The sequence below is a fragment of the Prevotella sp. Rep29 genome, from assembly GCF_019551475.1.
Classification (GTDB): domain Bacteria; phylum Bacteroidota; class Bacteroidia; order Bacteroidales; family Bacteroidaceae; genus Prevotella.
This window is the reverse complement of the sequence record NZ_CP047159.1, coordinates 330,548-342,679: the sequence shown is the minus strand read 5'-3', so window position 1 is coordinate 342,679 and position 12,132 is coordinate 330,548. Positions and strand designations below refer to the sequence as shown.

General features: G+C 48.9%; 8 protein-coding genes. All 8 read right to left on the bottom strand.

The genetic code is table 11. From position 1 onward, the window contains the following. Nucleotides 1-3: 3 nt before the first annotated feature. Complete coding sequence (locus tag GRF55_RS01460; RefSeq protein ID WP_220368800.1) at nt 4-1,185, bottom strand: OmpA family protein; 1,182 nt, start codon at nt 1,183-1,185, stop codon at nt 4-6. A gap of 155 nt (nt 1,186-1,340) precedes the next feature. Then, nucleotides 1,341-3,149 (bottom strand): DNA mismatch repair endonuclease MutL, encoded by a 1,809-nt coding sequence (gene mutL, locus GRF55_RS01455; protein ID WP_220368799.1) that lies wholly within the window; start codon nt 3,147-3,149, stop codon nt 1,341-1,343. Between the two features lie 21 nt (nt 3,150-3,170). Further along, entirely contained in the window at nt 3,171-3,449 is a 279-nt protein-coding gene (locus GRF55_RS01450) for a hypothetical protein (RefSeq protein ID WP_220368798.1), read from the bottom strand. Continuing rightward, the gene (locus GRF55_RS01445) at nt 3,446-5,098 is read right to left on the bottom strand and encodes an OstA-like protein (protein ID WP_255563811.1); all 1,653 of its coding nucleotides are present in this window, start codon (nt 5,096-5,098) and stop codon (nt 3,446-3,448) included. Before GRF55_RS01445 ends, GRF55_RS01450 begins: the two co-directional genes overlap by 4 nt. Before the next feature lie 47 nt (nt 5,099-5,145). Next, nucleotides 5,146-6,570: a peptidylprolyl isomerase gene (locus GRF55_RS01440; protein WP_220368796.1), complete on the bottom strand. Its 1,425-nt coding sequence runs from the start codon at nt 6,568-6,570 to the stop codon at nt 5,146-5,148. A gap of 5 nt (nt 6,571-6,575) precedes the next feature. Further along, nucleotides 6,576-7,997 carry a peptidylprolyl isomerase gene (locus GRF55_RS01435; RefSeq protein ID WP_220368795.1) on the bottom strand — a complete coding sequence of 474 codons (1,422 nt, stop codon included), beginning with the start codon at nt 7,995-7,997 and terminating at the stop codon, nt 6,576-6,578. Nucleotides 7,998-8,028: 31 nt separating this feature from the next. Then, complete coding sequence (gene guaB, locus GRF55_RS01430; RefSeq protein WP_220368794.1) at nt 8,029-9,507, bottom strand: IMP dehydrogenase; 1,479 nt, start codon at nt 9,505-9,507, stop codon at nt 8,029-8,031. A 425-nt stretch (nt 9,508-9,932) separates the two neighbouring features. Beyond that, nucleotides 9,933-12,119, bottom strand: coding sequence for a DNA helicase RecQ (gene recQ, locus GRF55_RS01425; protein WP_220368793.1), 2,187 nt, complete (start codon nt 12,117-12,119; stop codon nt 9,933-9,935). Nucleotides 12,120-12,132 lie beyond the last annotated feature (13 nt).

Here is a 12,132-nt window from a genome sequence, read left to right as displayed (position 1 = left end):
GTATTATTCAACAACCTGAACCAAAACGCGACGGTCGTAAGAACGCTCGTAGTTCGGAGTGAGGAGGCTCACACCACCCTGAGGCTCTTCGATGATATTGTTGCGAGGAACACCCATCTTCACGAGTTCGTTAGCAACCTTCTCTGCACGGTGCTCACCCAGCCACTTGTTGCGCTCAGCAGAACCGGTAGCGCTGTCAGCATAACCGAATACGCGAACCTTGCGGTTGTGCTCAATAGCGTAGTCAGCAACAGTCTTCAAGTCAACGAGGTCTTTCGGCTGCAGATAATCTGTCTTATTCAGAACGAAGAATACAGAAATCGGAGTAGAAACGAACTCTTTCACAGTCTTAGCAGGCTCTGCAGCTGGCTTGTCAGCAAGCATCTTGCGCAGACGGTCGTTGTCTGCATTAGCATCGCGGAGCTGAGAGTTCAGAGCATCGAGACGGTTCTGCCAGTCAGCGTTGAGGGCGTCAACATTGGGCACTTTGTCCCATGTAGCCTTGTTGAGGTTGAAAGTCAAACCAAGTTCTGCATAAAGGTTGTTAGTGTGTGAATCCCATCCACGGTTTCCATAGTAGTCGTAACCACCATCGATGTCAGTCTCAAGACGGTTCCAACCCAACTCTGCATGAATTGCAAAGTGCTTCTTGATGCGGAACTGTGCCTGCAAACCAGCGCTCAGGTCCATTGCATAGAAGTTGTGAGTCATTGTACGTCCGAAACCACCACCGACGAACGGAATGAGGTTGAACACACGCTTCTCATTGTAGCCGAAGAAAATGTTGCTCAGGTTGAACATAGCATGTCCGTTAAGAATCCAATACTTGTTACCTTTTGCATAGTCCTCATAGGCGTTTACACCTTCTTCATAACCGGCACGAACGGTCTTACCCCAAATACCCTGGACCTTCAAACGGAGACCCATACCAGGAGTAAACCACTTACCAATAGAGAGTGCTGCACCCGGGTTAGAACGGAAACCCTTGAAAGGGCTTGCCGGAAGGTTAGAACCATGCTCAGCACCATTACCTGCATACCAAGCATTCCAGTTTGCGCCAACCTGAATGAACCAGTTGCTCCAGAATGAGTTGGTAGCTACGCTGTACTTTTCTGTAGGCACGTCCTGCGCCATAGAAGTTACAGATACACCGGCAAAAGCCAGTACGATTAATAATTTTCTCATAACTTTATAAATTAAATAATAATAAATCCAAAATATAATATGATATATCAAAATCGGGGACAAAGGTAACAATAAATTTTAATATTAACTATTTTTTTTATGAAAATTGTTCTATTTCCATCAAAAAAAATTCCTTTTATCCGTTATTTTCGGAATTATCCCAACATTTTTTCAATTTCTTCCTGTTTGAGAATCGTCATAATCACCTTCCCGTCGGGAGCGTAATTGACATTGGAACAGGCGAAGAGGCGATTCACCAATTGTTCCATTTCCTCATTTCCAAGAACCTGACCGTATGGGATGGCTGCATGATGGGCTAAATTAAGTGCGAGCATTTCCTGCAACTCTTCCCGTAGTCCAACTGGTTTTTCCTTTGCTGCCTCTATCATACTTTCAAGCAAACTGACATAGTTAAGTCCTTCAAGTCCTGCCGGAACTCCATTGACCGCATAGCTTCCACCGCCAAGCGGCGTCAGTTCGAAGCCCATGTCATTCAGATCAGGAAGAATCTTGCTCATTAAGACATCATCTGAAGGTGTCAATTCCAACATTTCAGGAAACAGCAGTTTTTGGATATTGTTTCCTTGTTCACCTGTACGGTGCAAATATTCTTCATACAACACACGCACATGTGCCCTATGCTGGTCGATAATCATCAAGCCCGACTTCACCGCCGTCATGATATAGCACCCTTTATATTGATAATGTATAGGCGATTTCTCTTCGATGACATCCTCTTCCATGCCTACAGGCTGTTGTCCGAAAAGCGACTGTTCCGTCTCATTTCCCACAAGCCCTTCGTAGAGTTGCTCCCATTGTTCGGGAGCTGCCTTCCGCGTTTTCCCTGATGCTGTATCAAAAGGATTGTACTTCGGATTATACTCCACTTTCGGCATGGGGTTCGGGGAAGCTTTTGAATCAAACACAGGAATATCCGGACGATCTTTGGTATCGAAATCTATAGCGGGTATCTCCACAAACCTTCCGATAGCATCTTTCACTGCTGCCGTCAGTATCTGCCATATCATCTGTTCGTTCTCAAACTTGATTTCCGTCTTCACGGGATGAATATTTACATCAATATCTTGAGGAGGCACTTTGAAATAGATGAAATACGGAACTTGCTCTCCCGTAGGCACCAACCGCTCATACACATTGATTACCGCTTTATGGAAATACGGATGTTTCATGTAGCGGTCATTCACGAAGAAATACTGATGTGCCCCGCGTTTGCGAGCTGATTCCGGTTTACCGACAAAGCCGCTCACCTGACAGACGGATGTATTGACATCCAAAGGCAACAACTCCTGACTGATCCGCTTGCCGAATACGTCCACGATGCGTTGGCGCAGTGCACAGGCACGCAGGTTGAAAACTTCCGCCCCGTTGCTGTGGAAAGTAAAGTGTATATTCGGATAGACCAGCACAATCCGTTCAAAAGCCGAAAGAATCTGATTGAGTTCGGTTGTGTTTGATTTCAGAAACTTTCTACGGGCAGGAACATTATAAAAAAGATTCTCCACCTTGAAGTTGCTTCCTTCGGGACACGACACCGTTTCTTGTCCCATGAATTTTGAGCCGGAAACGGACAAACGCACTCCGACTTCTGCCCCCCGAGGACGTGTTGTCAGTTCCACTTGAGCAACGGCAGCAATGGAAGCCAACGCCTCTCCCCGGAATCCCATCGTATGGAGATTGAACAAATCATCTGCCTGACGGATTTTCGAGGTTGCATGACGCTCAAAAGCCAGGCGGGCATCAGTTTCTGACATACCGATTCCATCGTCTATCACTTGTATGGATGTGCGTCCGGCATCAACCACCAAGACGTGGATTGTCTTCGCATCGGCATCAATGGCATTCTCGACCAACTCTTTTATGACAGAAGCCGGTCGCTGTATCACTTCTCCGGCAGCAATCTGATTGGCTACCGAATCGGGAAGAAGTTGTATAATATCGCTCATCTTTTCGTCAACATTCAATCATCACAACAAATACATCCATATCAATATCAACACAACAATGGCAATGACCTTTGCAGTAGTTCCTACCGCGAGCCATTTGCTGTCATTCTCCTTTTTACGGCGAAGGTGGCGAGTAGCCTGTACATACGTTCCACGCAAATTTTCAGGGCGGAACGCTTCCTCTGTGTCGGTCTCTCCCCGAATCTGCCTTTCCATTTCGGCTATACGCAGCTTCCGCTCTTCACCATAAATATAATCTTGACGGAACGGGCGCGGACGACGTTGTCGGAACAGACTCATGGCGTGCCACCTCCTTCAGTCTGGGATGCATCCACTTTTCCTGCAGACACCCCTATCTGCTGCAACGGTGCCACCCGCCGTTTCTGTGCCTTAATCTCTGTCCCCTTTTCCTTTCCACGCCAAATGAAAATATCATCTTTGTCAAGTGGACGGATATAATCGAACCATGTGAAGTTTGGCAGCCAATGCTTTTCTGGCGGTGCTTGCGTGAGTGGATAGGCAGTCGCCTTGGGTTTGCTCACCCATATCCTTTGCAGCCTCCGTGTTTCATCGAAGAACATCCGCATCGTGTCACCTTCCAAATAGTTCAGTACCACAATCGAACTGTCTTTCTCATCTATCGGATAATAAACGGTCTGCACATTACCTATCGCCTCACTCATCCGTATCTTCCCATCTGTGAAGTATGCTTTCATATCTTTCGAGGCGACTTGGTTGTAATGCTCGTTGTCCTCCATTTTCTCAATCGAAGAGGCTTGTCCGATGACATGTGCGAAACGGATGGTGGAATCTTGGGAATAAACCTTTATTACCTCACCGAGCAACTGCCGTTCGCCATACCATGCTATCGGGTCTCGATACATCGTCATGCAGGAGTCTTTCGAATTGATGACCAACGAATCGCATACTCCCTGCACATCCTTCCTATATGCCCGAACTTTATAGTAGCCATAGACTTCCCTGTATGCTGAATCTGTATCAATGTGGAATGTCTTCATGCGAATCGAATCGGCATGTACCCATAGCGTGTCGCCCTGTGAATAGTCTATGGCTACGGGGCGCCTTGCAGCAACTCCCGTCCCCTCTTTTTCGTTGTAATATCCATATCCGGCATGAAGTTCATTCTTGTTTTCCTTGTCGATATAAATCACATTCCCGAACCCTTCGCTGATGCCTGTCTTACTATTATTATATAATGTGTCGGCAGTGATGGACTTTTGTTTGTTTTCTATCGTTGAACGCCCGAAAAGCTCTGTCCGGTCTTGCTTCGTGTCATAAAAACCCTGTGAAGTATGAATGGTATTGCCATCGGAAAGAATGGTTGAAGGTCCCATGACGTGCGCCATGCTCTTGCGTGTATCATAGTGCAGTGTGTCGGTATTGATGGTGTACTTAGGACTTTTCAGCACCACATTATAATAAAATATCGCCTCACGTGTTTCCGTGTTATACTCTCCCCAGTCGCTGACGATATTGTTGTTGCCGTCAACAATCTTTCCTCCTTCGAAGAAATAGCCGAAGTTGTATGCCCGGTCATAGTCGAGGCTGTCGGTATAGAGCACGGATTTCCTGTGTCGGAGCACCACGTTGCGCCGTGCCCTCACCATCTCCTCGTTGCCGTCATAATAGGCATAGTTGCTCGTCAGCGACAGCGTGTCGCCTTGCAGGAGGCGAACATGCCCGAAAGCATCGAACGTATTACTCTCCTGCTGGAAGTAGGCACTGTCGCAAAACAGACGGGCGCCGTTGTGATGGAATTGCACCCTTCCTTTTGCGATTTGCACTCCCGGACGGGCAAACTCGTCATAATACAACTCATCGGCATGGTCGAGATATACGCGTTGCTCCTGTGCCTTTCCCTTACCGCGCCGTTGCGCCGATGCCGGTTGCGACAACAGGCAGAGCCCAAACAGGCATAAAACCGTCATCAAGAAAGTTTTATGCCCGTAAAAGGAACGTATTCTCTTCGTTTTTGTCATTTAACCCATCCCTCGTATTCAAAGTCGCAATCACGATAACGTTCGTTCATGCGAACATAGGTGTTCTTGATTTTGTTTACCACCCAATCGTGAATAACCTGATCACGACGTTTGTTCAGCACTATGCCTTTCAAAATCTGAAAATCTTCTGCGATGGTGGCGCGATGGCTCTCCGTTCTTGCTTTCAACTTGATAATCGCACAAACATTCTTTCCTTTATCGTTGACCATCTGGAACGGTGCAGAGATTTCACCGACCTGCAACTTTTCCACTTCCCGTGCTATTTCTGTCGGAAGATCCTGCATGCGGAATCGGGATGTGCGTTCTCCTGTTTCCCTGTTATAGAATGCCATCAATCCGCGATTCATACGCGTATCTTTATCGTCGGACACGTAGGTCGCATCGTCGAACGTAAACTTCTTATCACGGATATCTTGCGCCAGGGAATCGAGCCTCTCACTGGCTGCCTTGACGGCTTCGCTGGAGATGCGCGGTTTGAGCAGGATATGCCGCACATTGATGCGGTCACCGCTCTTGTCAACAAGCTGGATGATGTGATACCCAAACTCTGTTTCCACGATTTTCGATATTTTCTTAGGGTCGGTCAGTCCGAAAGCCACACTGGCAAAAGCAGGGTCAAGTGCCGCGCGCGGTGTGTATCCCAGTTCTCCTCCTGCGCGTGCAGAACCGTCTTCTGAATAGAGTCGTGCCAAAGTGGCGAATGTGGTCTCGCCATTATTCACACGCTCGGTATATTCGCGCAATTGGTTCTTGATGCGATTCACCTCCTCTTCCTCAACTCTTGGCTGGCGGGTGATAATCTGCAGTTCGACCGTTGTCGGGACAAACGGCAGACTGTCCTGCGGGAGATCTTGAAAATAGCGTCTCACATCTGCAGGGGTGACTGACACATCTTTCACCAACTCCTGTCGCATTCGTTGAACGAGAATCTGATTCCTGAGGTCGTCACGCATCTCCTGACGTATCTGCGTCAGAGACATGCCACGATATTCCTCCAGTTTCTCACGGCTTCCCGTCTGCTGAATCATCCAGTTGATACGGTCCTCCACCTCCTGTGTCACCTCCGACTCGGTCACTTCAATACTGTCCAGACCTGCTTGATGCAGGAACAATTTCTGAACGGCAATCTGCTCGGGTATGGCACAATCGGGATTTCCCTTCCATTTATACCCTTCAGCCTCACCTTGAATGCGCATCACTTCCACGTCCGATTTCAGAATCGGTTCGTCTCCAACGACCCATATCACCTCGTCGATGACATTCGGCGCACCTTCTTCCGATGTGATGATGGTGTCGGAAGATGCCACAAAAGAGTTGTTCTCTTTAAAAGAACTGACTGCCGGACTTGCGAATGATGCGAGCAGGACAACAGTTCCTATGATAGAAAAAAGTTTTCTCATAATACTTAATGCTTATTGACGGTCTTCAATACCTCTTCATATATCACGACGGGATATTTCCTGCGCAATTCTTCTACCCATTTTTTCTCCAGTTCCTCCTGATAGTCGGCTACCACCAGCCCGCGAACATCCTCGTAGGTTTCAGGGGCTTTGAGCTTCTTGCCGAACACGGCATCTATCGGATAACCTTCTACTGGCGTGACGGTAACGTCCTTCTTGAAGACTTCGCGGTCAACCAGTTTGCTGTCTCCTTCCTTGAAGATTCCTTTTTCCACACGGATGCGGATGACGGAGTCGTTGTTGAACGTTTCGCGAAGACGGTCTGCCCACTTATCGAACGGCTGATTCTTCACACAGTTTTTAACAGCCTTCACGTCTTTCGCGTCTTTCACATGGTAGGCTATACCTTTATAGCGCGGGCTTTCCCACTTATACTTCTTCTTGTTTTTCTGGAAATAGTTTGCCAATCCGCTCTGGTCTTTCGATGCCTTCTCCCATACGTGGCGGTTGGTAATCTCATAGCACAGCAGTCCGTCGTGGTATTCACGAATCAGGTATTTCAATTCCGGGTCTGTCTTTTCCATCTCCTGCACCTTCTCGTCGACAATAGTCTGCGGAGTGGCTCCATTCCCTTTGGCTGCCGCCATCATGTTCAGTTTGTCATTAATGATTTTTTCACGCAGATTTCGTGATTCGATGAAACTCAGGATGTCATGGCGCACAGAGTCGTAAGGGAAGAACATCTGTTTGCCAAGCATCTTGATAATGTGGTAGCCGAATGGCGACTGCACGGGCTGTGACAGCTCTCCCACCTTCAATGCGTATGCCGCCTCCTCAAACTCTTTCACCGTCACACCTCGCTGCAACCATCCGAGTGCTCCGCCCTTGGCGCCACTTCCCTTGTCGTCGGACAGTTTCTTTGCCAGTTCTGCGAAATCGGCACCTTTCTTCAAGGCGTTATAAACGGAGTCGGCACGCAATTTGGCGGCATCCATATCCTGCTGCGATGCCTTCTGATTCATTGCTATCAGGATGTGGGCGGCATTGATAAGTCCTCCACCCGCATCCACGCGCTGCTTGGCTTCTTCATAGATGGAGCGTGCTTCGCGCTCTACATCCTCTTCGGTAATCAGCGTCGGACGAACCTGTTGGTCGCGATAAGAGCGGAACTCATCACGGAAGGTGGTCATGGTGTCCAATCCGGCATCAAGTGCTGCTGCCACCTTCAATTTGTAATTGACAAACAAATCGACGTATTCGTTGACATTCTTCTTGTCGATTACTCCTTCTGAATTGTTTTTGTTATAAGAATACTCAAATTCCGAACGGCTCACGGGCTGCCCGTTGATGAGCATCACCGTCGGGTCGTCCTGCGCCTGTACTGCACCAGCCAAAGCCAGCAATACAATCAACAATTTCGTTTTCATATATTTTTTCATTCTTCTGATTTCTTCATTCTTATTCCGGGCGGCTGTAGTTGGGTGCCTCGCTCGTTATCTGAATATCGTGCGGATGGCTTTCCATCACGCCGGCATTGGTAATGCGCGTGAACTTGGCATCATGCAGACGTTCAATGCTGTTTGCTCCACAATAGCCCATTCCCGAGCGCAGACCGCCAGCCAGTTGATAGATGACCTCCTGAACCGTTCCCTTGTAGGGCACCCGACCGGCAATGCCTTCCGGCACCAGCTTTTTCACTTCGCTTGTGCCTGCCTGGAAATAGCGGTCTTTCGAACCGTTTTCCATCGCTTCCAACGAACCCATTCCGCGATAGCTCTTGAACTTGCGCCCATTGAAAATGATGGTGTCGCCGGGGCTCTCTTCCGTACCGGCAACGAGCGAACCAATCATCACGCAGGAACCACCGGCTGCAATGGCTTTCACGATATCGCCAGAATAGCGCAGACCACCGTCGGCAATCAATGGGACACCCGTGCCTTTCAGTGCCGTATAGACGTCATAGACGGCACTCAACTGGGGAACGCCGACACCTGCCACCACGCGTGTGGTGCAGATGCTGCCCGGTCCGATACCCACTTTCACGGCATCGGCACCATGTTCCACGAGTGTCTTTGCCGCTTCGCCCGTCGCTACGTTTCCCACCACGATATCCACCTGCGGGAAGGCTGCTTTTGCTTCTGACAGTTTTTCTATCACCGACCTGGAGTGTCCGTGTGCGGTATCAATAACGATGGCGTCTGCGCCTGCGGCAACAAGTGCCTGCATCCGGTCGAGCGTATCGTCTGTCACGCCCACGCCGGCAGCTACCCGCAGACGTCCTTTTTCGTCTTTGCATGCCATCGGTTTGTCTTTCGCTTTCGTGATATCTTTATAAGTGATAAGTCCGACCAGGCGATTCTCCTTGTCCACCACCGGCAGCTTCTCTATCTTGTTTTCCTTCAGTATCTGCGCAGCGGCAGCCAAATCGGTCTGCAGGTGTGTCGTCACGAGGTTTTCGCTGGTCATCACCTCATCGATTTTCCGGTCCAGACGATGTTCGAAACGAAGGTCACGGTTGGTAACGATGCCTACCAGGTGCCGCTCGTCATCGACCACAGGGATGCCACCGATGTGGTATTCCGCCATCATGTTGAGCGCTTCGCCCACCGTGCATCCCTGACGGATGGTCACGGGGTCGTATATCATTCCGTTTTCCGCACGTTTCACGATAGCCACCTGGCGCGCCTGTTCGTTGATTGACATATTCTTGTGTATCACACCGATTCCACCTTCACGCGCAATGGCAATCGCCATCGCCGATTCGGTCACGGTGTCCATTGCCGCCGTAACAAAGGGGATGTTCAACTCTATGTTTCGAGAGAAACGCGTTTTCAACTCTACCGTACGCGGGAGTACTTCCGAATAAGCCGGAATCAACAGGACATCGTCAAAGGTCAGACCGTCCATCACGATTTTATCTGCAACAAATGAAGACATAATTTTACGCTCGTTTTTTAATTTATTGCGTGCAAAGATAACAATAAAAATTAAGAATAAGCCTATTCATCGGGCATTTTATCCCTTTATTAATACGATTTAACGCTCGAAGCGGCGACAATGCAAACGACAATGCCATCGACCGGCAGGCACGGAAGCACTTCCTTATTTAGAAAACGTATAGGAGAAATTGCCATCGAAAAGTGAATGAATATGCAAAGTTTTGCATATAAATACAGGGGTAGAACTTTCGTTTTCCAAAAGTGGCACTTTTGCGTTCTAAAAGTGGCACTTTTAGCTCCTAAAAGTTCCCCTTTTGCAAGCTAAAAGGGGAACTTTTGGAAAGCATATTCCAAGCAACTGATTTTCAATTGATTACAAACCAATCAACAAAACCTCCTGTCATGAATAAATATACAGGACTATCAGTTTGCCATCTCCGAAATGAACTTGATGCGTACCAGCCGCACTTCGTCCTCGCTATATTCGTCTTCTCCCAGCTCTGCGAGGGCATCTTCGAGGTTGTCGCTCTCGCTGTTTGAGAAGTAGTCATAGATTTCATCGATGTGGTCGTCGTCCATCACCTCTTCCAGGAAGTAGTCGATGTTGAGTTTCGTGCCACTATACACGATGGCTTCTATCTCCGTCAGCAGGTCTTCGAACTCGATGCCTTGAGCGGTGGCTATGTCGTCCAAGGCTATCTGGCGGTCAATGCCCTTGATGATGTTCACCTTGATGATGGATTTCTTTGCCACGGTGCGCACACGCATCACTCCCTTGCGCTCGATTTCGTTTTCCTCACAATGTTTCTTAATCAGCTCGCAAAATTCTTTTCCATAGCGTTTTGCCTTTCCCTCGCTCACGCCCTGTATGGTCTGAAGTTCTTCCAGCGTGATGGGATAGATGGTTGCCATCTGTTCAAGCGATATGTCTTGGAATATCACGTAGGGAGGAATTTCCTTCTTCCGTGCAATTTCCTTGCGCAAGTCCCTTAGCATAGACAGCAGTGCGGGGTCGAGCACCGAGCCTCCGCCTTCCATTTCATCGTCATCATCATCGTCGGCATTGAATTCCGTATCTTTCACAATCATGAACGACTCTGGATTTTTCATGAACCGCTTGCCTGCTGCCGTCAGCTTCAGCAAGCCATAATTCTCCACGTCTTTTTTGATGTATCCGGTGATGAGTGCCTGTCGGATGACGGGGTTCCACAGACTTTCGTCCATGTCTTCTCCCGAGCCGAACTCATCAAGCTCATGGTGCTTGTGCGAAATGATATCCTCGTTATCTTCCCGCCCTGTCACAAAGTCAATGATATAGTCTGCGCGGAAGTTCTCCTTAACTGCCGCAATGACTTTCAGCACAATAAGCAGGGCGTCCTTTGCCTCGATTTTCTCTTTCGGATGCAGACAATTGTCGCAGTTGCCGCAGTTCTCCTGGTCGTAAGTTTCCCCGAAATAATGGAGCAGCATTTTTCTTCGGCAGACGGACGACTCGGCGTATGCTGCCGTCTCTTGCAGAAGCTGTCGCCCGATATCCTGCTCGGAGACGGGCTTCCCTTCCATGAACTTCTCAAGTTTCTGCAGGTCTTTATAGGTATAGAAGGTGATACACTTTCCCTCTCCCCCATCTCGTCCGGCACGTCCTGTCTCCTGGTAGTATCCTTCCAGACTCTTGGGAATATCGTAGTGAATGACGAAACGCACGTCGGGCTTGTCAATTCCCATACCGAAGGCGATGGTTGCCACGATGACATCTATCTCCTCCGTCAGGAAGTTGTCCTGTGTCTGCGAGCGCGTGGCGGAATCGAGTCCCGCATGATAGGGTGCCGCCTTGATTTCGTTGGCGCACAGCACTTCCGAGAGTTCCTCCACCTTTTTCCTCGACAGGCAATAGACGATGCCGCTCTTGCCTGCGTTCTGCTTGATGAAACGGATAATCTGCTTGTCTATCCCTTTTGTTTTCTGGCGGATTTCATAATACAGGTTCGGGCGGTTGAAAGAGCTCTTGAATTCCTTTGCATCCACGATGCCCAGGCTCTTCTTGATGTCTGTCCGCACCTTGTCGGTGGCAGTAGCTGTCAGCGCTATAATCGGTGCGGTGCCGATACGCTGGATAGTCGGTCGGATGTTCCGGTATTCCGGTCGGAAATCGTGTCCCCACTCCGATATGCAGTGCGCCTCGTCGATGGCGTAGAAAGAGATTTTCACCGATTTCAGGAATTCCACATTCTCATCCTTGTTCAGCGACTCTGGCGCCACGTACAGCAGCTTCGTCTTGTGTGCAAGAATGTCGGCTTTCACTTGGTCAATAGCCACTTTGCTCAGCGACGAATTGATATAATGAGCGACCCCCTCTTCCTCACTCATGCCGTTGATGACGTCCACCTGATTCTTCATCAGCGCAATCAGGGGTGATATGACAATTGCCGTCCCGTCCATCAGCAGCGACGGGAGTTGATAGCAGAGCGACTTGCCGCCGCCCGTAGGCATGAGCACAAAGGTGTCGTTGCCTGCTAACAGGTTACGGACGATTGCTTCCTGGTCGCCTTTGAACTTATCAAAGCCGAAATAGCGCTTCAGTTGTTGATTCAGGTTTTCTACTTTTGCCATAATTCAAGGGGTT